General features: G+C 47.1%; 22 protein-coding genes and 1 riboswitch. Of the genes, 21 read left to right on the top strand and 1 reads right to left on the bottom strand.

Going from position 1 to position 23,159, the window contains the following annotated elements:
- Positions 1-25 precede the first annotated feature (25 nt).
- The 5 genes from EDD67_RS00210 to gcvH all read left to right on the top strand — a co-directional run bounded on the left by EDD67_RS00210 (position 26) and on the right by gcvH (position 6,456).
- Positions 26-2,413, top strand: coding sequence for a 3-hydroxyacyl-CoA dehydrogenase/enoyl-CoA hydratase family protein (locus EDD67_RS00210; protein WP_121439212.1), 2,388 nt, complete (start codon positions 26-28; stop codon positions 2,411-2,413).
- 23 nt (positions 2,414-2,436) lie between these two features.
- Complete coding sequence (locus EDD67_RS00205; RefSeq protein ID WP_121439211.1) at positions 2,437-3,618, top strand: acetyl-CoA C-acetyltransferase; 1,182 nt, start codon at positions 2,437-2,439, stop codon at positions 3,616-3,618.
- Between the two features lie 74 nt (positions 3,619-3,692).
- Positions 3,693-5,474 (top strand): acyl-CoA dehydrogenase family protein, encoded by a 1,782-nt coding sequence (locus EDD67_RS00200; protein WP_121439210.1) that lies wholly within the window; start codon positions 3,693-3,695, stop codon positions 5,472-5,474.
- A gap of 219 nt (positions 5,475-5,693) precedes the next feature.
- Positions 5,694-6,053: an arsenate reductase family protein gene (locus tag EDD67_RS00195; RefSeq protein WP_121439209.1), complete on the top strand. Its 360-nt coding sequence runs from the start codon at positions 5,694-5,696 to the stop codon at positions 6,051-6,053.
- Positions 6,054-6,072: 19 nt separating this feature from the next.
- Complete coding sequence (gene gcvH / locus EDD67_RS00190) at positions 6,073-6,456, top strand: glycine cleavage system protein GcvH (RefSeq protein ID WP_121439208.1); 384 nt, start codon at positions 6,073-6,075, stop codon at positions 6,454-6,456.
- A gap of 227 nt (positions 6,457-6,683) precedes the next feature.
- Here gcvH and EDD67_RS00185 read toward each other — a convergent pair whose 3' ends face one another.
- The gene (locus EDD67_RS00185; protein WP_123875780.1) at positions 6,684-6,905 is read right to left on the bottom strand and encodes a hypothetical protein; all 222 of its coding nucleotides are present in this window, start codon (positions 6,903-6,905) and stop codon (positions 6,684-6,686) included.
- A 118-nt stretch (positions 6,906-7,023) separates the two neighbouring features.
- On the opposite strand from EDD67_RS00185, the gene EDD67_RS00180 reads away from it, so the two are divergent.
- The 16 genes from EDD67_RS00180 to EDD67_RS00110 all read left to right on the top strand — a co-directional run bounded on the left by EDD67_RS00180 (position 7,024) and on the right by EDD67_RS00110 (position 23,134).
- On the top strand, positions 7,024-8,283 hold the full coding sequence (locus tag EDD67_RS00180) for an MFS transporter (protein WP_121439206.1): 1,260 nt from the start codon (positions 7,024-7,026) through the stop codon (positions 8,281-8,283).
- Between the two features lie 82 nt (positions 8,284-8,365).
- Positions 8,366-8,476: riboswitch (SAM riboswitch) on the top strand.
- 170 nt (positions 8,477-8,646) lie between these two features.
- Positions 8,647-9,672: a methionine ABC transporter ATP-binding protein gene (locus EDD67_RS00175; RefSeq protein WP_121439205.1), complete on the top strand. Its 1,026-nt coding sequence runs from the start codon at positions 8,647-8,649 to the stop codon at positions 9,670-9,672.
- Entirely contained in the window at positions 9,665-10,351 is a 687-nt protein-coding gene (locus tag EDD67_RS00170) for a methionine ABC transporter permease (RefSeq protein ID WP_121439204.1), read from the top strand. Before EDD67_RS00175 ends, EDD67_RS00170 begins: the two co-directional genes overlap by 8 nt.
- Before the next feature lie 32 nt (positions 10,352-10,383).
- Positions 10,384-11,193: a MetQ/NlpA family ABC transporter substrate-binding protein gene (locus tag EDD67_RS00165; protein ID WP_121439203.1), complete on the top strand. Its 810-nt coding sequence runs from the start codon at positions 10,384-10,386 to the stop codon at positions 11,191-11,193.
- 281 nt (positions 11,194-11,474) lie between these two features.
- Entirely contained in the window at positions 11,475-11,627 is a 153-nt protein-coding gene (locus tag EDD67_RS13755) for a YuzK family famiily protein (protein ID WP_162843770.1), read from the top strand.
- Between the two features lie 409 nt (positions 11,628-12,036).
- Positions 12,037-12,819, top strand: coding sequence for a Fe-S cluster assembly ATPase SufC (sufC, locus tag EDD67_RS00160; RefSeq protein ID WP_093073932.1), 783 nt, complete (start codon positions 12,037-12,039; stop codon positions 12,817-12,819).
- A 27-nt stretch (positions 12,820-12,846) separates the two neighbouring features.
- Positions 12,847-14,154 (top strand): Fe-S cluster assembly protein SufD, encoded by a 1,308-nt coding sequence (gene sufD / locus EDD67_RS00155; RefSeq protein WP_093073930.1) that lies wholly within the window; start codon positions 12,847-12,849, stop codon positions 14,152-14,154.
- A 1-nt stretch (position 14,155) separates the two neighbouring features.
- Positions 14,156-15,379 (top strand): cysteine desulfurase, encoded by a 1,224-nt coding sequence (locus EDD67_RS00150; protein WP_121439202.1) that lies wholly within the window; start codon positions 14,156-14,158, stop codon positions 15,377-15,379.
- On the top strand, positions 15,366-15,827 hold the full coding sequence (gene sufU / locus EDD67_RS00145; protein ID WP_093073926.1) for a Fe-S cluster assembly sulfur transfer protein SufU: 462 nt from the start codon (positions 15,366-15,368) through the stop codon (positions 15,825-15,827). Before EDD67_RS00150 ends, sufU begins: the two co-directional genes overlap by 14 nt.
- A gap of 177 nt (positions 15,828-16,004) precedes the next feature.
- A complete protein-coding gene (sufB, locus tag EDD67_RS00140) occupies positions 16,005-17,402 on the top strand; it encodes a Fe-S cluster assembly protein SufB (protein WP_121439201.1) in 1,398 nt (465 codons plus the stop codon).
- Between the two features lie 64 nt (positions 17,403-17,466).
- Positions 17,467-18,333, top strand: a complete 867-nt coding sequence (locus EDD67_RS00135) for a DUF72 domain-containing protein (protein ID WP_121439200.1) — start codon at positions 17,467-17,469, stop codon at positions 18,331-18,333.
- 83 nt (positions 18,334-18,416) lie between these two features.
- On the top strand, positions 18,417-19,241 hold the full coding sequence (locus EDD67_RS00130; RefSeq protein ID WP_121439199.1) for a sulfite exporter TauE/SafE family protein: 825 nt from the start codon (positions 18,417-18,419) through the stop codon (positions 19,239-19,241).
- 41 nt (positions 19,242-19,282) lie between these two features.
- Positions 19,283-20,695 (top strand): bifunctional metallophosphatase/5'-nucleotidase, encoded by a 1,413-nt coding sequence (locus EDD67_RS00125; RefSeq protein ID WP_242005950.1) that lies wholly within the window; start codon positions 19,283-19,285, stop codon positions 20,693-20,695.
- Positions 20,696-20,725: 30 nt separating this feature from the next.
- Positions 20,726-21,832: an HD-GYP domain-containing protein gene (locus EDD67_RS00120; protein ID WP_121439198.1), complete on the top strand. Its 1,107-nt coding sequence runs from the start codon at positions 20,726-20,728 to the stop codon at positions 21,830-21,832.
- A 25-nt stretch (positions 21,833-21,857) separates the two neighbouring features.
- Positions 21,858-22,652: a thymidylate synthase gene (locus EDD67_RS00115; protein ID WP_121439197.1), complete on the top strand. Its 795-nt coding sequence runs from the start codon at positions 21,858-21,860 to the stop codon at positions 22,650-22,652.
- Positions 22,649-23,134, top strand: coding sequence for a dihydrofolate reductase (locus EDD67_RS00110; RefSeq protein WP_121439196.1), 486 nt, complete (start codon positions 22,649-22,651; stop codon positions 23,132-23,134). The genes EDD67_RS00115 and EDD67_RS00110 overlap by 4 nt, the downstream gene beginning before the upstream one ends.
- Positions 23,135-23,159: the final 25 nt, after the last annotated feature.

Genomic DNA, 23,159 nt, shown 5'->3' with positions numbered 1-23,159 from the left:
TTCAAAAGGAAGAAGGAGGTACTTCATGATTAACCGTATCGGTAAAGCAGTTGTCCTGGGTTCAGGAATTATGGGATCCGGCATTGCAGCACACTTGGCTAACATCGGCATTCCTTCGTTGCTGTTAGACATTGTGCCGCATGAATTAACTGACCGCGAAAAACAGAAGGGGCTGACGCTTGAAGATAAAGCTGTCCGGAACCGGCTCGCTTCAGAAGCGGTGGCGAAATTGAAGAAACAAAATCCAGCTCCGCTCGCGAAAAATGACAACGCTGATCTTATTGAGGTCGGGAATATGGAAGATGATATGCACCGGCTTGCAGAAGCAGATTGGATTATTGAAGTCGTCGTTGAACGGCTCGATATTAAGCAGACGGTTTTTGCCCAAGTTGATCAACACCGGAACCCGGGTTCGATTGTCAGCTCGAACACATCAGGGATTTCAATTGAAGCTATGGCTGACGGACGTTCGGAAGATTTTCGGAACCATTTTCTCGGCACGCATTTTTTCAATCCGCCGCGCTACTTAAAACTGCTTGAAATTATTCCGACAAACGACACTTCACCTGAAGTCACTTCGTTTATGCGCCGGTTCGGCGAAGATGTTCTCGGAAAAGGAGTGGTGGAAGCGAAAGACACGCCGAACTTTATCGGCAACCGTATCGGGACTTACGGCCTGCTTGTCACCGTCAAAGAAATGATTGAACGCGGTTTCTCAATCGGCGAAGTCGATTCGGTTACCGGACCGGCGATCGGCCGTCCGAAAAGCGCAACGTTTAGAACCCTGGATGTGGTCGGTCTGGATACCTTCATGCACGTTGCCTCAAACGTTTACGATCAAGTAGAAGGGACAGAAAAAGAAATTTTTGACCCGCCGGCTTTTATGAAAAAGATGGCAGAAAACAACATGCTCGGCAGCAAAACAGGCCAAGGTTTTTATTACAAGAAAAAAGGTGAAAACGGAAGCGAAATATTAGAGCTCGATTATTCAGCGATGGAGTACGTTCCAAGCAAGAAATTGAAAGCGCCTTCAGTTGAGCAAAGCAAGCAGGCGAAAGGAAAGGCGGCAAAAATAAAAACACTCGCATACGCCGACGACCGTGCAGGCGAACTTGTTTGGAACGTATTAAAACCGACGCTTTTATACGCCGCTGAAAAATGCTCTGAAGTTGCCGATAACATTCGCGACATTGATCAAGCAATGAAATGGGGATTCGGCTGGGAACTCGGACCGTTTGAAACGTGGGATGCGCTCGGATTAGAAAAATCAATCGAAAAAATGAAAGAAGAAGGCGAAGCGATTCCGCAATGGGTTGAAGATATGCTTTCCGGCGGATTTACCTCGTTCTATCGAACAAGAGATGAGTTTTATCATCACGGTGAATATGTTAAAGCCGATATTAACGAAAAAGTGATCAACATTAAAACGTTAAAAGAAGATGAGAACGTCATTATGAAAAACAACGGCGCTTCGCTGATTGATGCGGGCGATGACATTGCCGTGCTTGAATTTACATCGCCGAATAACTCGATCGGTCTCGATGTATTACAAATGATCGGAAAGTCAGTGGATGAAGTTGAGACGAATTACAAAGGGCTTGTCATTAACAACCAAGGGAAAAACTTCTGTGTCGGGGCAAATTTGATGATGATTTTAATGGAAGCGCAAGACATGAATTTTCCGGAACTTGACCTCGTAATCCGGCAGTTTCAAAACAACATGGCGAAAGTCCGTTATTCCGCTAAACCGGTCGTGGCAGCTCCGTTTTCAATGACACTCGGCGGCGGTGCCGAAGCTTGTATGCCGGCAGCGAAAATTCAAGCTTCGATGGAAACTTACATGGGCTTAGTTGAAGCAGGTGTCGGTCTAATCCCCGGCGGCGGGGGAAACAAAGAGCTTTACTTGCGGCAAATTGAGCGCCTCCCGGACGGAGCGAAAATTGATTACCAGGCTGTCGCCAATCAAGTGTTTGAAACGATTGCAATGGCGAAAGTATCGAAAAGCGCCCAGGAAGCGGAAGAACTCGGGTTTATCCGTCCGCAAGACAGCATAAGCATCAATGGCGACCATTTATTGCACGATGCAAAACAGGAAGCGCTGCATTTATTTGAAAGCGGTTACCATCCGCCGAAACGGGAGAAGATCCCGGTTGTCGGTGAAAATGGGTACGCGACGATGCTTCTTGGCGCGAAGTCAATGAAGTTCAGCAACTACATCACAGACCATGATTTAAAAATTGCCGACAAGCTCGCATTTGTATTAGCAGGCGGACGCGTGCCGAAAAACTCGCGGGTTGATGAGCAGTATTTACTCGATCTCGAACGGGAAGCATTTTTAAGTTTAGTCGGCGAACAGAAAACACAGCAGCGTATGCAGCATATGCTGTCAAAAGGAAAACCGCTGCGCAACTGATCTGAACGAAGGAGGGGACTGTTTTGAAAGAAGCTGTTATTGTATCAGGGGCTCGAACCCCTGTCGGGAAAGCGAACAAAGGCACGTTGGCTTCGGTAAGGCCGGACGACCTCGGCGCGCTGACGATTCGCGAGACGCTGAAACGCGCGAATCATTTTGATCCTGAGCGAATTGATGATGTCATCATCGGGTGCGCGATGCCGGAAGCTGAACAAGGCATGAATATGGCCCGCAGTATTTCGGCATTAGCCGGATTGCCTGACAGTGTTCCGGCGATCACGATCAACCGCTACTGTTCTTCAGGGCTGCAAAGTATTGCCTACGGGGCTGAACGAATTATGCTCGGTCAGTCCGAAGCGATTATTGCCGGCGGTTCGGAATCGATGTCTGCGATCCCGATGGGCGGTCACGTCATTTCGCCGAATCCGTCGTTAGTCGAAAATGCCCCGGAATATTATATGAACATGGGCAACACGGCTGAAGAGGTCGCGAAGCAATTTCAAATCAGCCGCGAGGACCAAGATGCTTTTGCGGTCGAAAGTCACCGCAGAGCTGCCAACGCGTTGAAAGAAGGAAAGTTTGCAGACGAAACGGTTTCTGTTCCGGTAACATTGCGTTCTGTCGATGAAAATCACCAGCTTATTGAAAAGGAAGTCACACTTGATCAAGATGAAGGTGTCCGCGAAGACACGTCGCTGGAAGGATTAGCAAAGCTGAAGCCGGCTTTCAATCAAGTGAACGGTTCCGTCACCGCAGGTAATGCATCGCAAATGAGCGACGGAGCAGCCTCCGTTCTCGTCATGGAACGGGAAGCGGCTGAAAAAGAAGGCTTGACTCCGTTAGCGAAATACCATTCGTTCGCTGTTGCCGGTGTGGCACCGGAGGTCATGGGAATCGGCCCGGTAAAAGCGATCCCGAAAGCTGTTGAACAGGCCGGATTAACAATCGAAGACATTGGCCTGTTTGAATTAAACGAAGCGTTTGCCTCACAGTCGCTGCAAGTGATCCGCGAATTGGGACTCGACCACGAGATCGTCAATGTTAACGGCGGAGCGATCGCACTCGGTCATCCGCTTGGATGCACCGGTACAAAGCTGACGCTCAGTCTGGTTCATGAAATGAAACGCAGAAACGTTAAATACGGTGTTGTCACGATGTGCATCGGCGGCGGCATGGGAGCAGCAGGGGTATTTGAACTTATCTGAGCGTTTCAAACGGACAGAAGACACCGTTCGTGCCGGTAAGCAAAATGGAAGACTAAAAAAGGAGGCAGTTGATTATGACAACAGAAAACAAGACGCTTCGGGGCAGCAGCTTTTTGCTCGAAACCGCAACGCCGGAGGATATTTTTACCCCGGAAGATTTCACTGATGAACATGAAATGATTGCGAAGACGACCGAAGATTTCGTTAAAGAAAAAGTTGTTCCGGAAATAGAGTATATCGAACAGCATGAATTTGACCGTTCCGTGCGCCTGATGAAACAAGCGGGAGAATTGGGACTTCTCGGCGCCGACGTCCCCGAAGAATACGGCGGAATCGGTTTGGATAAAATCAGCTCAACGCTGATTACCGAAAAATTCGCGCTCGGCGGATCGTTTTCCTTAACCCACGGCGCCCATGTCGGGATCGGCACGCTGCCGATTGTATATTTTGGGACAGAAGAACAGAAGAAGCAATATTTGCCTGATTTGGCGACAGGGGAAAAAATCGCAGCCTATGCTTTGACGGAGCCAAGTTCAGGTTCTGATGCTCTCGGGGCAAAAGCGACGGCAAAATTAAATGATGCAGGTACCCATTATATTTTAAATGGCGAAAAGCAATGGATCACAAACGCGGGTTTCGCGGATGTGTTCGTAGTTTATGCAAAAGTAGACGGCGAACAATTCAGCGCTTTTATCGTCGAGCGCGGCCATGAAGGCGTTTCAGTCGGACCGGAAGAGAAAAAAATGGGCATTAAAGGCTCGTCGACAAGAACACTGCTCTTGCAAGATGCAAAAGTGCCGCAAGAAAATGTTCTTGGCGAAATCGGCAAAGGCCATGTCATCGCGTTTAATATTTTAAATCTTGGGCGGTTTAAGCTCGGGGTGGGCTGTATCGGCGGCGCCAAGCGCGCGATCGAACTGTCCGCCAAATACGCCAATGAACGCAAGCAGTTCAAAACACCGATCGCGCAGTTTACGATCATTCAAAAGAAATTGGCTGAAATGGCTGCGAAAACGTACGCAATGGAAAGTACGATTTACCGTACAGCCGGTTCGATTGAAGAAGCTTTCGGAAGTCTCTCAGAAGACGAGCAAAAAGACGGCAAGGCTGTCGGCAAAGCCATTGCAGAATACGCAGTAGAGTGTTCACTAAACAAATTTTTCGGCTCTGAGGTGCTTGATTTTGTCGTCGATGAAGCAGTACAAATTCACGGCGGTTACGGTTTTATGACCGAGTATGAAGTGGAAAACATGTATCGCAATTCGCGAATCAACCGGATTTTTGAAGGAACAAACGAAGTGAACCGCATGCTCGTCCCGGCAACAATTATGCGCAAAGCGATGAAAGGCGAACTTCCGCTGTTAGAAAAAGCGAACGGCCTGCAAGAAGAACTGATGATGATGATGCCGGAAGAAGTCGGTGATGAAACGCTCGAGCAAGAAAAGTATTTGCTGCAAAATGCGAAAAAAATCTTCCTGATGATTGCCGGAACAGCAGCGCAAAAATACGGCGAAGACTTGCAAAAAGAGCAAGAAATGCTCGCGAATGTTGCTGATCTCGTCAACGAAGTTTTCAATATCGAATCGATGATTTTGCGCACAGAAAAAGCGATGCAGAAAAACGGCGAAGAAAAAGAACATCAAAAACTGTTAATGACGCAAATTTACTCGCAGGAAGCATTCAATCATATTGAATCGATCGCAAGAGAGTCACTTGTAACGCTGGAAGACGGCGATAACTTGCGGACAATGCTGTCGATTTTGAAAAAGCTGACTCGTCATACGCCGCTTGATCTTATCCAGAAGAAGCGGGAATTAGCAGAAAAGATTATTAAAGAAGAGAAGTACGTGCTGTAACGGATACAGCAGATAATCACCGTTATTCACTTTGGGGCACTTCCCCTGCCCTAAAAAAATAGACTCCTTTCATCAAAAGGGGGCATTTTCCTCTCTCAACGCAGGGGCTCTGTTAAAACAACAGAGCCCTTGCGTTATGTTGAAAGAAACGATTCACTGTCGCAGAAAATACCGGAATATGGTAAGATCAAAGCAAATCGCTGAAAAGGAGTGAGTTTATTGGCGCTTACACTGTATCATTATCCGCAATGAGGCACGTGCCGCAAGGCAAAAAACTGGCTGGACAGCCAGGAAATAAATTATGAAGAGATTCATCTCGTGAATAATCCGCCGTCAAAAGACGATTTGAAAAAAATGTATGACAACAGCGGATTAGAGCTGAAGAAATTCTTTAACACGAGCGGGAAGAAGTACCGGGAACTCGGCGTGAAAGATAAGATGACAAGCGCAACTGAAGATGAACTGCTTGAACTTCTTGCTTCGGACGGCATGCTGATTAAGCGGCCGCTTGTAACCGACGGCAATCATGTGACGGTCGGCTTCAAAGAAGAAACTTTTGAACAAACGTGGAAAAACTAACTTGAAGGAGCAGATAGCGATGAATTTACCGCAAGAGCTGAAGTATTCGAAAGAGCACGAATGGGTCAAGGTTGACGGAAACAAGGTTGTTATCGGTATAACTGAGCATGCGCAGGATGAACTTGGCGATATCGTTTTTGTCGAGCTGCCGGAAAAAGGTGATCAACTGACTGTCGATGAACCGTTCGGCAGTGTCGAATCGGTCAAAACGGTCTCGGAACTTTATGCTCCTGTGAGCGGCGAAGTTCTCGACGTAAACGGTGAGTTGGAAGATTCGCCGGAGTTTGTCAATGAATCTCCGTACGAAAAGGCTTGGATGGTCGTAGTTGAATTGAGCGACGCATCGCAGCTGGATGCATTAATGGATGCAGATACTTACAAACAGATGATTAGCGAAGACTAAAACTGTATTCGTGATCAAGCAAGCAGCTGACATTTTGTCAGCTGTTAGACTGTAGACAAACTATATTTTTATGTCAGCCATGAATCCACTATCCTCCGCTTGCCCCGGGCAAGGACTCAGCTAGGATTCGGCGGTCTGAGGCCGCCGAATCCGGATCTTCGTCTCTTGCTTTCCCGGAGGCGTCGGAGGAGTGGATGCATGGCTTCTTTTTTATGAATACACTCGCTTCAAAAAAGAGGGTGACCCAGCATCCCGGCTTTCTCCTGCGGGATAGCGGGACAGACGAGACCCTGCAGGGCATCAGCCCGAATCGGCTCGGTGCTCGCCCGCGGACTAGTAAGACACGGCGAAGTCTTTTTGAGCCGATGTCGCAGTGATACCTTCAGGTGAAAGAAGCCGGACGATGCGTCGTCATCCGTTCCTTTTAACATGACATTTAATGATGTCATGACTTTGTCAACACTTTGGCAGCTGACATTTTGTCAGCTGTTTTTTATGGAGAGGCTTTTCTTTTGCGGTGAAGTCGCGTATATTTAGAGCATCGAAATAAATTGCTGGAGTGTTCAAATGGGAAAGATTATCGGAGAATGGCGGGATCAATTCCGCCGTTACAACCGAAACGTCAAATTATTTTTACTCAGTTCTGTCCTTGTTCATATCGGGATGGGCATTTTTATGATTATTTACAATTATTACATCAGAGAGCTCGGTTACGACGATCAAACGAACGGCTCTGTGATCGCGATGCAGTCAACGGCTACCGCGCTTTTTCTTTTGCCGGCCGGGATCATGAGCGACCGGACAGGACGGAAGAGGATTCTTTTGATCGGTGCCTTGCTCGGCGGAGCGAGTCTGCTTTTGCGGGCTTCGATTTCGCCGGAACTGCTCTTGCTTGCCGGCGCTTTTATGACCGGCATGTTCATGGCCTTTATTCAAGTGTCATCGATTCCGCTCTTAGCAGAAAATTCAACGCAGCAGCAAAGAGTGCATTTGTTCAGCTTGAATTTTGCGATTATGATGGGCGCTCAAGTTATCGGCAATTTGGCCGGCGGTTCTTTAAGCGACGGTTTTCATTTGTTAGCGGGGTTCTCTCAGCTTTGGAGTATTCGATTAACACTTTTGTTGGGCGGCGTGATTTTTTTATCATCGCTCATTCCGATTTTAAAAATTAAAGAGGCGCAGAAAATAACGAAACAGACGGTGGAAGACCGGTCGTTTAAAAAGCTCTTCCGAACAAATAAAGAGGGATTAAAAATCATTTTGCTTTTTGCGGTAGCGCAAATGATTATCGGTTTTGGCTCAGGGCTGGTGATTCCTTATTTAAATTTGTATTTTGTTGACCGGTTTGAAACAACGCATACGATGGTCGGAATTATTCTCTCATCCGGTCAGGCAATGACTGCGGTAGCGATGATGATCGGTCCGGCTGTTGTGCGAAAAGCCGGCGAAGTCAGGGCGGTCGTAATTTTACAGCTCGCCTCGATCCCGTTCTTATTAATCACGGCGTTTACAGAAATGCTTTGGCTCGCTGTGTTCGGATTTTTATTCCGTCAGGCGCTGATGAATGCCGGCAATCCGATCCAAATGTCATTAATGATGAGAAGCGTTGACGATTCAATAAAAGGCTTGGCTCATTCTGTCGGGCAAGCCGTATTTCAATTAGGCTGGGCCGTTATGGGACCGGTCTCGACAACAATTGTTCTCGTCTACGGCGCCTACGAAGGCTATGCGATCGTTTTTTCGATTACGGGCGGGCTTTATTTGCTCGGCACCTTTTATTTCTATCTCGTTTTTCGAAAACGGATCCCCGACGCTGAAGAAATATAGCGCGTTTTTCATTTGCAAATCTCGTTGGTTGACATTACTTTCGGAGCATAGTAAGATACTCTTCATAAATATAAATACATTCTTCTTATCCAGAGAGGCGGAGGGACTGGCCCGATGAAGCCCGGCAACCACTGAACATTCGGAAGGTGCCAATTCCAACAGAGCATGGATTTACATGTTTGAAAGATGAGGAGAAAGGTGTCTGAATTATACGCAGAACCTTTCTGTTTATCTGTTGTGAATGGATAGACAGAAAGGTTTTTTTAATGTCCTCTTTCTTTCTTGCGTTAATCAGAGTGAACAGATAGGATTAGTTAAGTTAGGACAGTAAATTGAACAGGATGTTCAGAAAGGAGGCGCGCAATGATTTCATTGACAAAATTAACGAAAATCTTTCCTTCAGCTCAAGAACCGATTACAGCCGTGGATGATATTAATTTGACGATCCCGGCGGGAGAGATTTTTGGTGTGATTGGATACAGCGGTGCGGGGAAAAGCACGCTGATCCGTTTGTTGAATCAGCTTGAAGAGCCGACATCGGGCGAAGTGAGTGTTGACGGTAAGACGATCAGCAAGCTGTCTAAACAAGAACTCCGTTTTGCCCGTCAGGAAATAGGGATGATTTTTCAGCATTTCAATCTGCTTTGGTCCCGGACTGTCGCTGAAAATATTGCCTTTCCGCTCGAGATTAAAGGGGAAGATAAGGAGAAAAAGGAGCAGCGCATCAATGAGCTGATCGACCTTGTCGGGTTGACAGGCCGCGGTGAGGCTTACCCTTCACAATTGAGCGGAGGTCAAAAGCAGCGTGTCGGTATTGCCCGCGCGCTGGCAAACAATCCGAAAGTGCTGCTTTGCGATGAAGCGACATCGGCATTAGATCCGAAAACGACCGATTCGATTCTCGATTTGTTGACCGATATTAATCAGAAACTCGGGTTAACGATTGTATTAATTACTCACGAGATGCACGTGATCCGCAAAATCTGTCACAGCGTGGCCGTGATGGAAGAGGGGCGCTTTGTCGAGCAGGGCGATGTGTTAAATGTATTCAAACACCCGAAAGAAGCGATGACAAAAGAATTTGTCAAACAAGTGACCGAACCGGATGATACTGAGGAAGCGCTGCAGCATTTATTTGACGGTGCGCATCAAGGGCATTTGTGCAGACTTACCTTCACCGGAAACGACGCTAAGCGGACGCTGATTAATGATGTGATCCGCTCATATGATGTCACGGTCAATATTTTGCAAGGGAAACTGTCCCAAACCCGGCACGGAACATACGGGACGCTGTTTATTCAGATGCAAGGCGAGCCGCCGGCGATTGAGGAAGTGCTCGCTTATATTCGCCGGCATGAAGTCGATGTGGAGGTGATCAGCCATGACTGATCGTTTAGTCGGTTCCGCATGGATGATGCAAAACGTTAATTGGGAGAATATGTGGGAAGCAACGCTTGAAACACTTTATATGTCCGTTATTGCGCTGACTTTTACGTTTCTGTTCGGGATACTGCTCGGGTTGCTTTTATTTCTGTCAGACCGCGGTCAGCTTTGGGAAAATAAAACCGTGAACGCGATTACGGCAGCTTATGTGAATATATTCCGATCGATTCCCTTTATTATTTTGATCGTGCTGTTAATACCGTTTACGCGGACGATTATGGGCACAATGCTCGGCCCCTCAGCAGCGTTGCCGGCATTGATTATCGGCGCGGCGCCGTTTTATGCAAGACTTGTCGAGATCGCGCTAAGAGAGATTGATAAAGGGGTGATTGAAGCGGCAAAGTCGATGGGGGCAAATAACCGGCAAATTATTACGAAGGTTTTGCTCCCGGAATCGATGCCTGCTCTTATTTCCGGTATTACAGTGACATCGATCGCGCTGATCAGTTACACAGCGATGGCAGGTGTCATCGGCGCAGGCGGTCTCGGTGATTTAGCTTACCGTGACGGATTTCAGCGCAGCAATACGGACATTACACTTGTAGCGACATTTATCGTCTTAATTATTGTGTTTATTTTCCAATATATCGGCGATTTTCTCACGAGAAAAATAGATAAACGCTAACAGCTTAACAAATTAACCAGGAGGGATTTTTAATGAAAAACACAGTGAAAGTAACAGGACTAGGATTGCTGTCAGTCAGTGTATTAGCAGCTTGCGGCGATGATGAGGAGACGCTTGTTGTCGGTGCTTCGAACGTTCCCCATGCGGAAATTCTGGAGTTTGCCGAGCCGCTTATAGAAGATGAAGGGGTTAACATTGAGATCGAGTCGTTTCAAGACTATGTGCTTCCGAATGAAGCGCTCGATGAAGGAGAGCTCGATGCCAATTATTTTCAGCACGAGCCTTACCTGGACAGTCAAATCGAAGAACACGGATATGATTTTGCCCACGCCGGAGGCATTCATATTGAGCCGATCGGGCTGTATTCGCAAGATTACGGCAGCATCGACGAATTGCCGGAAGGCGCAGAAATTATTATGAGTGACTCGGTTGCCGATCACGGAAGAATTTTAATAATGCTTGAAGAAGAAGGTTTGATTACTTTGGATGAAGATGCCGGCGTTAATGCCGAAATTGCTGATATCGAAGACAATCCAAATGATCTGACATTTACTGCGAACGTTGAAGCTGCCTTGCTTCCGACCGCATATGAAGAAGGGGAAGGCGACGCTGTATTAATCAATTCCAACTACGCGCTCGATGCCGGATTAAATCCGCTTGATGACGCAATCGCAACAGAATCGGCTGATGCTGACAATCCGTATGCCAATGTGATTGCAGCCCAGTCCGGTGATGTCGACGACGAACGAATTGAGACGCTCGTCGAGGTGCTTCGCTCCGAAGAAGTGCGTGACTTCATTATTGAAGAGTACGACAACGCGGTTGTACCGGTAGAAGAATAATCATCGAAAACGACAGGTGAGACGAGGTTATTGTCAGACAATTTTGAGCAATGAAGCGTATTGCCGAGCAAATGTGACGAATAATCGCTCTCCATCTTGTGAGATTAAGTGACAAAGTGAGACGGGATATTGTCAGATAATTTATCCTTTTATCCGAATTGGTTCCATTCAGTTTCAATGTTAAAGTAATCACATAGTCGAATTCATTTACAAAAAATGAGACAAAGCGGAAAGGAATGTGATTTACTATCTATCAGATTGATGCAAAACACACAGGTGATATGGAAAAAGCGATGCACCAAAATCACGGCATCGGTTATGCGGAGTACAATCAATGCCTGCATACCCGTCTGCAGGTCGAGGAAGATCGCGAAAAAAATCACCGCGAGAGTTTGCAGCTGATTGATCAACTACAACGTCAAGTTCACGGATGAATATCGTAAGTAAACAAAAGCGGTCTGTACACACATGTGTGCGGGCCCTTTTTTATGTGTTGACGCTGCAAGTAAAGCCGGGAAAAGCGCGCTAATTAATAGCTATTCTCAATTAGGTGAGGTGAAAGGGGCATTTATTGAGAATGGGAGAAGGCTTGGCAGGCGGGAAACAACTCAAATTGACCGGGGAAGACAAGGGGAAGCGTCGCTGTCAAGGGTTGATACGCTGTTTGAACATTGGCGATGAGTGAAAAAACAAAGAAATAAAAGAATTTGTGACTTTTTCTTGAACTGATATTGCAAATGATATAAGATTGTAATGAGAATAGATTGAGAATGCTTCGGGCATTTTCAAGTCTTATCCTAGCAGTTTTCAAATAGATTTTCAAAATAAATGGAGGTATTTATTATGACCAAGCCAAATCTCTCAGTGAAAGATCTTCACGTATCAATCGAAGAAAAAGAAATTCTTAAAGGGTTGAATATCGAAGTGAACGGCGGAGAAATTCATGCTGTCATGGGCCCGAACGGAACGGGCAAATCGACGCTGGCATCCGCTTTAATGGGGCACCCGAGTTTTGAAATTGAAAAAGGGGAGGCGTATCTCGATAACAACAACCTTTTTGATATGGAAGTGGACGAGCGGGCTCAAGCCGGTTTGTTCTTAGCGATGCAGTATCCAAGCGAGATTTCCGGTGTGACAAATTCTGATTTCATTCGGTCTGCGATGAACGCGCAGCGCGAAGAAGGTGACGAAGTGTCACTGATGAAATTCATTCGCCAAATGGATGAAAAAATGGACATGCTCGAGATTGATCAATCGTTTCAACACCGTTATTTAAACGAAGGCTTCTCTGGCGGCGAGAAAAAACGCAATGAAATCCTGCAGCTGATGATGCTGCAACCGCGCATGGCCATTTTGGATGAAATCGACTCCGGTCTTGATATTGATGCATTGAAAGTCGTTGCTAAAGGTGTGAACAGCCTGCGCAGCGAGGATTTCGGCTGCTTGATTATTACCCATTATCAGCGCCTGTTGAACTATATCACACCGGATTACGTGCACGTGATGATGCAAGGACGCATCGTGAAATCCGGCGGACCTGAACTGGCGCAGAAACTTGAAGAACACGGATATGATTGGATCAAAGAAGAAATCGGTATCGAAGACGAAACAGTCGGCAAAGAATAATAACGGTGATTACGAGGAGGTATACAGATGACAGCAGAAGTCACATTCCCTATCAATAAACAGCAGCTTGAAAGCTTCTCTAATGACCGTCATGAGCCGAAATGGTTTACGGATTTCCGCCTTTCATCATTAGAGCAAGCTGTGAATTTAGAGATGCCAAAACCAGATAAGACAAATATCAGCAAGTGGAACTTTACGTCCTTTGGCATCAATGCGAATACGGCGGCAGGAACATCGTTCGATTCGCTTTCAGACAGTGTCAAGACACTCGTCGGCGAAGAAAAAGACGTGCAAAACCTGCTCGCGCAAAAAAACGGTCAAACGATTTATCAAGCAGTTAACGAGGATTTAACTAGCAAAGGTGTCATTTTCACGGATATTGCGACAGCGCTTAACGACCATGAAGAACTCGTGAAAAAGTTCTATATGCAAGACGCGGTTTCTGCGAATGAACACCGTTTAACTGCACTCCATGCAGCGCTTGTTAATGGGGGCACGTTCATTTATGTGCCGAAAGATGTGGAAATTGAAGCCCCGTTGCAGGCGGTTTATGCCCATGAAGGAGACTTCGGCCTGTTTAATCACGTGTTGATCGTTGCTGAAGCGAACAGCAAACTGACGTATGTTGAAAACTATATTTCTGAAGGGTCAGGCAGTGAGGCGGTTGCCAATCTCGTCGCCGAAGTGTACCTCGATGAAGGTGCGAAAGTCAGCTTCGGTGCGGTGGATAACTTGGCCGAAACGGTCACGACCTACACGAACCGCCGCGGACAAGTGAACGGCCGCGATGCTCAGCTGTACTGGTCGCTCGGACAAATGAATGACGGCAATACTGTCTCGGAAAATACGACCTATTTGATGGGAGAAGGATCTTACGGTGATGCGAAAACCGTATCGATCGGCCGCGGACAGCAGTCACAAAACTTCACGACTAATATTGTCCATTACGGAAAAAACAGTGACGGGCAAATTTTAAAACACGGTGTCATGAAAGACCGGGCAACATCTATTTTTAACGGTGTAACTAAAATCATTAACGGCGCAACAAAGGCGAACGGCGAGCAGACAGAACGTGTGTTGATGCTCAGCGATAAAGCCCGCGGTGACGCGAACCCGATTTTATTAATCGATGAAGACGACGTGACGGCAGGACACGCTGCATCGGTCGGCAACATTGATCCGCTGCAGATGTTTTATCTCATGAGCCGCGGAATGAACCGAACAGAAGCAGAACGCCTGATTATTCACGGTTTCTTAGCGCCGGTTGTCGACGCGCTCGCGATTGAAACCGTTAAAAACCAAGTGTTTCATGTGATCGAAAGGAAAGTGTATTAACATGAATGTCGAGGATGTCCGCCGTGATTTTCCGATCCTTCATCAAGAGGTAAACAATCATCCGCTCGTATACTTGGACAGCGCGGCAACATCACAAACTCCGGCACAAGTGATTGACGCGATCGATGATTATTATCGCCGCTACAATTCGAATGTCCACCGGGGTGTGCATACCCTCGGGTCGCTGGCGACAGACGGGTATGAAGGAGCGCGTGAGACGGTTAAACGTTTTCTCGGCGCTAAGCGAACAGAAGAAATCGTGTTTACGCGCGGAACAACGGCTGCTCTCAACCTCGTTGCCTCGAGCTACGGACGGGCGAACTTAACGGATGCGGACGAAATTGTGATTACGCCGATGGAACACCACAGCAATATCATCCCGTGGCAGCAAGCGGCTAAGGCGACGGGGGCGCAGTTAAAATATATTCCGCTCCAGCCGGACGGAACAATGTCGATCGAAGACATTCGCAGCACGGTTACGGAAAAGACGAAGATTGTTGCGGTCACACATGTATCGAATGTGCTCGGAACGGTGAACCCGGTTAAAGAGATCGCTGAACTCGCCCATGAAAACGGCGCCGTGATCGTGGTCGACGGCGCCCAGGCGGTCCCGCATATGAGCGTTGATGTTCAGGAAATGAACGTTGATTTTTATGCGATCAGCGGCCATAAAATGTGCGGTCCGACTGGGATCGGCGCGTTATACGGAAAGAAGAAATGGCTGAAAAATATGGAGCCGGTCGAGTTCGGTGGAGAAATGATTGATTTTGTTGATTTGTATGATTCGACATGGAAAGAACTTCCCTGGAAATTTGAAGGCGGTACACCGATTATTTCCGGGGCGATCGGAATGGCGGCGGCGATTGATTATTTGCAATCGATCGGACTTGAGGAGATAGAAGCTCATGAACAGCGGCTCGTTACCTATGCTGTCTCGCGAATGAATGAAATCGAAGGTGTCAATGTATACGGTCCTGAAAAACGGGCCGGCCTGGTGACGTTTAATTGCGAGGGTGTTCACCCGCATGACCTGGCAACGGTTCTTGATTCGAAAGGTGTTGCTGTGCGTGCCGGTCACCACTGTGCCCAGCCTTTGATGAAGTGGCTTGATGTCACAGCTACTGCAAGAGCGAGCTTTTATCTGTATAATACAGAAGAAGAAGTCGATGTTTTTGTAGAAGCATTAAAAAAAGCAAAGGAGTATTTTGGTGATGTCTTCATCTGATCAGTTAGATACACTTTACCGGCAAGTCATTATGGATCATTATAAAAATCCGCGCAACAAAGGTGAACTCCAAGACGGAGACACGTTAAAAATCAATATGAATAACCCGACATGCGGAGACCGTATTCAGCTCCAAATGAAGGTGGAAGACGGCAAGATTGCTGAAGCAAAGTTTATCGGCGAAGGGTGTTCGATCAGTCTTTCCTCGGCATCGATGATGACGCAGGCGATCAAAGGCTTGGACGTTGACGAAGCGCTGCAAATGTCTGATATTTTTTCCAAGATGATGCTTGGGGAAGAAGTGGATGACAGCAAGTTCGATTTAGGCGATATCGAAGCGCTCCAAGGCGTATCGAAATTTCCGGCGCGAATTAAGTGTGCAACGCTCGCTTGGAAGGCAATGGAACAAGGGCTTTCCGACGGTGAAGATGAAGATGATGACGACTGATCTGTGCAAGCGGGTTGGTTTTCACTGCCGATGTAGTGTAAAATAGGAGGCAACACTCCTTGTCATCGCTATTCGCTGGGGTGTACGAAAAAGTTTACAGTCGACCTGCCGTTGGTTACGTTGAATATGCACGACAGGCAGCAGCCGCTGCCGCAGATTGTACAAGGAGGGGTTAACATGGCAAAAGAAATGCCGGAAATCAGTGAGTATCAATACGGCTTTCATGATAAAGACGTATCAATTTTCCGTTCGGGAAAAGGGTTAACAACTGAGATCGTTGAAGAAATTTCCCGCATGAAAGAAGAACCGCAATGGATGCTGGACTTTCGTCTTAAAGCGCTCGAACAGTTTTATAAAATGCCGATGCCGCAGTGGGGCGGCGATTTAAACGAGTTGGATTTTGACGACATTACGTATTACGTTAAACCGTCGGAAAAATCAGAGCGCTCTTGGGATGAAGTGCCGGAGGAAATTAAAAATACGTTTGATAAGCTCGGCATACCAGAAGCAGAACAAAAGTATCTTGCCGGTGTGTCGGCGCAGTATGAATCTGAAGTCGTTTATCACAATATGCAAGAAGATCTTGAAGAACTCGGGATTATCTTTAAAGATACCGATACAGCGTTGAAAGAAAATGAAGAGCTTTTTAAAGAAAACTTCGGAACGGTTGTTCCGCCGTCAGACAACAAGTTCGCTGCACTCAACTCTGCTGTATGGTCCGGGGGCTCGTTTATTTATGTCCCTAAAGGGGTTAAAACAGAAAGTCCGCTTCAAGCGTACTTCCGGATTAACTCGGAAAACATGGGTCAATTTGAGCGAACGCTGATTATTGCTGACGAAGACAGTTCTGTTCATTACGTTGAAGGCTGTACAGCACCTGTATATACGACGAATTCCCTGCACAGCGCGGTTGTCGAAATCATTGTTAAAAAAGATGCGTACTGCCGTTATACAACCATCCAAAACTGGGCGCCGAACGTCTTTAACCTCGTGACGAAGCGTACCGTCTGTGATGAGAACGCAACGATGGAATGGGTGGACGGCAACATCGGCTCGAAGCTGACGATGAAGTACCCTTCCGTCATTATGAAAGGGCGTGGAGCCCGCGGAAACGTGCTTTCGATCGCGATTGCCGGTAAAGGCCAGCATCAAGATGCCGGTGCGAAAATGCATCACCTTGCGCCGGATTGTTCATCGTCGATTGTATCCAAATCGATTTCAAAACAAGGCGGAAAAGTCACGTACCGCGGAATTGTCAACTTCGGCAGAAAAGCGGAGCGTTCAAAATCAAATATTGAGTGTGACACACTCATTATGGATAATCAATCCACATCGGATACGATTCCGTACAATGAGATCATGAACAACAATATTTCGCTTGAACACGAAGCGACCGTATCAAAAGTTTCGGAAGAGCAGCTCTTTTATCTCATGAGCCGCGGTGTTTCGGAACAAGAAGCAACCGAAATGATCGTCATGGGCTTTATCGAGCCGTTTACGAAAGAATTGCCGATGGAATATGCTGTAGAAATGAACCGTCTAATCAAATTCGAGATGGAAGGTTCGATCGGTTAAAACCAACAAAAGGCGAATCCGTCCGCGGATTCGCCTTTTTTACTCATGAAAAAAGGTGATCGCTTTGAGTGACAGAGATATCCGCATCGGACTTACCGGCTGGGGAGATCATTATTCCTTATACGAAACTCCTCATGAAACAAACCGAAAATTACATACGTATGCCGGGTATTTCCCGGTTGTCGAACTGGATGCATCTTTTTATGCGATTCCGGCGCAAAAAACGGTAGAAAAGTGGATTGCTGATACGCCGGCATCCTTTCAATTCATTGTCAAGGCTTATCAAGGGATCACCGGTCATCAGCGCGGGGAAATACCCTATACGACAAAAAAAGAAATGTTCACGGCTTTTGAAGCGGCGTTTAAGCCTTTGCAGGAAGCCGGGAAACTGGGCGCAGTTCTTTGTCAGTTTCCGCCGTGGTTTGATGTGAGAAAAGAACATATCGATTATTTGCGTGCCGCCAGAGCGGAGCTGTCTGCCTTTGATACGGCGCTTGAATTCCGGCATCAGTCATGGTTTACCGATCAATACCGCGAGAAGACGCTCGATTATATGATTCGCGATCAATGGATTCACAGCATTTGTGATGAACCGCAAGCCGGCGAAAAATCAGTGCCGTTTGTTCCCGTCGCGACGGATGAAAATAAAACCGTCGTCAGGTTGCACGGCCGCAATATTGCCGGATGGAACAGTCCGGCAAGCGGCGAGGATTGGCGGGCAGTCCGCTATTTATATGATTACAGTTCGGCGGAACTTGATCAGCTTTCTGCTGATTTAACCGCGCTGAATGATCAATCAAGCACGCTTTACGTTCTTTTTAACAACAATTCAGGCGGTCATGCCGCAGCCAATGCGCTGGATATGATCTCTAAACTTCAGCTGCAATACACCGGGCTCGCTCCGAAGCAGATCGATCTTTTTTTCGGCTGATAAATGAACGAGTTGAAAAATGGCCGGCGATCGCTTAGAGTTTTAAGTAACTAAATTGTTTAAAGATCGGAGCCGAATCGACAATGGAGTGGATGTTATTATTTATTACCGGTGTCATCGCTGCTGTTTTCGGCAGCATGCTCGGCTTAGGCGGCGGTGTTATCGTTGTTCCCGGCTTGTTTTTCCTGCAAGAAGAAATTCCGCCGGTGAGCGGGATAACGCCGCAAACGGCTGTCGGGACGTCGATATTGATCATGATATTCACCGGTTTATCGTCAACGTCGTCGTATATAAAAAAAGGCACCGCCGATATTAAAAGCGGGCTGATATTCTTTATTGGGAGCGGCCCCGGCGCGTTGACCGGAGTGGCTTTAAATCAGCTTGTGACGTCAGGGCCGTTTTTTATTCTCTTCGGCCTGTTTATGATCATGATTTCTTTTGTGCTGATGATCCGGCATAAAGTGAAGCCGTTGAAACGCGCGGAGACCGGGATTCACAGAACGTGGACAGCTGCAGACGGGCAACGGACTGAATACGGTTTTCAGCCGGCATCAGCGATTCCGCTTTCTTTTGTCATCGGGATGATATCCGGACTTTTCGGTGTCGGCGGCGGAGCGCTTATGGTTCCGGCAATGATTATGCTGTTTGCTTTTCCGGCACATGTTGCTGTGGCAACATCAATGTTTATGATCGTACTTTCATCATTGATCGGTTCGGCCGCCCACATTGCTTTAGGGAACGTCGCTTGGCTTTACGCCTCCGCTCTCATTCCCGGGGCATACCTCGGCGGGAAAGCCGGGGCTTTTTTAAACCAGCGTCTCACGAGCGGCAAACTGATCGTACTGTTTCGTCTTTTTTTACTTGTCATGGCAGGAAAGTTTATCTGGGATGGCTGGATGATGCTGTAAAATAAATAAGTTCATGATTAACTGGGTAGGGTGTGATAACCGTGACGACGTTGAACATATTGGCGACGAATGATCTTCACAGCGCGCTTGAAAGCTGGCCGAATGTAACGGCGCTGTTAAAACATAAACGAGATGAGGCTGTTAATAAAGGGGAAGAAGTTTGGCTTTTTGACATCGGCGATCATTGCGATCGGGTCCATGCGATGACAGAAGCTTTGAAGGGGCAAGGCAATGTCGAACTGTTAAATGACATGGCCTATGATGCCGTTACGATCGGCAATAATGAAGGAATCACCTTTTCAAAAGAGGATTTAATGGCGTTATATGCGGATGCGCAATTTCCGGTGATCTTAAATAACCTTTTTCATGAAGACGGTTCGCGCCCGGAATGGGCCGTTCCCTCGCTCGTGATGACGACAGATGAAGGGGCGAAAATCGGTCTGACAGGGGCGACGGTTCCATTTCGTCAATTTTACGAACCGTTAGGCTGGCACATTGCTGACCCGGCTGCTTCTGTCAAAGCTGAAACGGAAAAACTGAAACAAGAGTGTGATTTCATCATTTGCCTGTCTCACCTTGGTTATCACGAAGATGAAACGTTGGCTGAGAACAACCCGGATCTGGATTTAATCTTCGGATCGCATACGCATCACCTCATTGAGAGCGGCGTTAAAGTGAGAGACACCTGGATCAGCCAATCCGGGCGCAGCGGAAATTATATCGGCGAGGTGCAACTGTCGATACAGCAAACAGCGGAGGGATCTTTCCGTGTGACGGTCAAAGAAATCCGCTCTGTACCGGTGGATAAAGCAATATCTGATCCGCAAACAGAAGCTTATTTGGAGTTGTTGCAAAATCGTGCAAATCGTATATTGGCTGAACCGCTGACTGTGTTAAAATCAAAACTTGAAGTGAATTGGTACGAGCCGAGCTTTTTTACTGCTTTGATGGCGGATACCGTTAAAGAATGGTGCGATGCGGAAATTTCGATGGTTAACGCCGGAGTGTTGCTTGACAGCCTCGGCCCCGGGACTGTGACGCGCGGAGATGTGCATACGCTTTGTCCTCATCCGATCAATCCCGTTACCGTTGCGATTTCCGGTGATCAGTTATTAGAGACGATCCGACAAGCGCGTTCGTCAGAAATGACCGCGTATAAACTGAAAGGCTTCGGTTTTCGCGGGAAAGTGCTCGGTCACATGGCTTTTGCCGGCCTGCAAATCAATCAGTCCACATCGTATATTTCCGATCAGCACGTCCGTATTAATGGTGTGCCGATTGAACGTAAAAAGACATACACGCTGGCGACGCTGGATATGTTTACGCTGGGGAGACTCTACCCGCCGCTCGGTTCTGCGGCGAAAAAAAATTATTTTATGCCTGAATTTTTACGGGATTTGCTTGCATGGAAACTCATACAATTAAACGGATCGCTCAGCCGAAAAAACTCGTGAGATGATCAATGCTGACAAAGGGCGGACATTATGAAATTAAAAACGATTCACAGCTTACAAGAAAACGATACACTCGCTAAGCCGATCTACAATGATGAAGGGCAAATTTTGCTTAACAGCGGCGTCAGTTTAACAGTGTCGATGATTTCCCGCCTCGTTCATAAAGGGATTCAATTTGTGTATGTTGAAGACGCGCTCACTGCTGATGTTTACGTAGACGATGTGCTGAACGACAGCGTCCGGCGCAAATCAATGAAACAAATTCACGAGAATTTCTCAGAGATCTCCAGGCAAATGGCAATGGGAAAAGTTGTTGAAATGGAAAAAATGTCCGGTCAATTCTCAGAGATTGTCAATTCAATTTTGGACAGTGTCCGAAACCACAATGAGGCTGTGTTGATGCTGTCTGATGTGATTAGTTACGATTCGTATATTTTTCACCATTCACTGAACGTGACGGTCTATGCATTGGCTACGGGACAAGCGCTCGGTTTAAATGCGAAAGAACTGCATGAGCTCGGCATGGGTGCGATTTTACACGATGTCGGAAAAATGTCGTTGCCGGCATCGGTTTTGAATAAAAAAGGGAAATTAACGGAGGAAGAATTTGCCGTTGTTAAAGAACATACCGAAGCCGGTTTTGACTTGCTGCGAAAAACGAATACGATTCCTTTACTGGCAGCTCACTGCGCTTTTCAGCATCACGAACGCCTTGACGGTTCAGGATATCCGCGTGAGCTGAAAGACGGCGCGATTCACTATTACGCGAAAATACTGGCAGTAGCAGATGTGTTTGACGCTGTGACATCGGACCGGATTTACCGGGATGCCATGCTTCCGCACGAAGGGTTGGCTATTATTCAAGCGGGTGCCGGCCAGCTTTATGACTGCGATATCGTTGAAGCTTTTTCAAAAACGGTGGCGATCTATCCGGTCGGTGCGACGGTGCAATTGAGTGACGGACGGTCGGCTGTCGTGATCAAATCGACAAAAGAGCTTCCGGAACGGCCGCTTGTCAGAGTTACGCACGAACAAGACGGCAGCAAAGTCGAACCGTATGATCTCGATATGAGTGAAACCTTAAATATCACGATCGTAACTTGTGAGACGTTAACCGAACAACTCAGCGATTATTAAATCCGAAACAAATGAGGGATGCTTTTTGTACGCTTATTTAAACTTATGCCGGCATGTGCTGGAAAGAGGAACGGAAAAAGATGACCGCACAGGAACAGGAACGATCAGCACGTTTGGTTATCAAATGCGCTTTGATCTTGCGGAGGGATTTCCCGTCGTCACGACGAAGAAGATGGCGCTGCGGGCAATCATCCATGAGCTGTTATGGTTTATTCAAGGAGACACAAATGTGCAGTATCTGCAAGACAATAATGTGCGCATTTGGAATGAATGGGCGGATGAAAACGGCGATCTCGGTCCGGTATACGGACGCCAATGGCGAAGCTGGCCGGCTCCGAACGGGGAATCTGTCGATCAGCTCCGGGACGTGATCGAACAAATCAAACATAATCCAGATTCACGCCGCCACGTAGTCAACGCATGGAACGTCGGCGAGCTCGATGACATGGCGCTTGCGCCTTGTCACTGTCTGTTCCAATTTTATGTCGCTGACGGTAAGCTCTCATGCCAGCTTTATCAGCGAAGCGCCGATTTGTTTCTCGGTGTTCCGTTTAATATTGCTTCTTACGCGCTTTTGACGATGATGGTTGCACAAGAATGCGGGCTAAAACCGGGCGATTTCATCCATACGTTTGGTGATGTTCACATATATAACAATCATGTGCAGCAAGTAAAAGAGCAGCTGACAAGAGAGCCGTTTCCCCGCCCGGAAATGAAGCTCAATCCGGATCGGACCAAGATTGAAGACTTTACGATCGATGATTTTGAGCTGATCGGCTATGAGCATCATCCGGCGATTAAAGGAGAAATCTCGATATGATTCGGCTGATCGCAGCGATGGATCAATGCGGAATAATCGGCAGCAACGGGGCGATGCCTTGGCATTTGCCGAACGATTTGAAATTTTTCAAAGAAACAACAGAAGGCAAGCCGATATTGATGGGAAGAAAAACATTTCTTTCGATCGGGCGCCCGCTCCCGAAACGGGAAAACATTGTCGTAACGTCGAACCGGCAATTTTCTGCAGAAGGCGTTGCCGTGCATCATGATCTCGATCAAGCGCTGCAGCTAATTGATGAACAGGACGGGTTTGTCATCGGCGGCGCAGAAATCTATCAGCACGCCATCGCGCATGCGGATGAATTGTATATCACCGTAATTGAAGAAACATTTGCGGGCGATACCTATTTTCCTGATTTTTCTTTGCAAGAGTGGGAACTCACATGGGAACAACGCGGGAGCGAGGACGAAAAGAATCCGTATCCGCATGTTTTTCGGGTATATAAACGTATTAACACTTGATTCTCTGAATTTGATTTGTTAACAT

Origin of the sequence: Salisediminibacterium halotolerans (genome assembly GCF_003814815.1) — a bacterium.
Taxonomy (GTDB): domain Bacteria; phylum Bacillota; class Bacilli; order Bacillales; family Salisediminibacteriaceae; genus Salisediminibacterium; species Salisediminibacterium halotolerans.
Note: the sequence above shows the minus strand (reverse complement) of the source record. Positions and strands in the feature narration are given on the sequence as shown.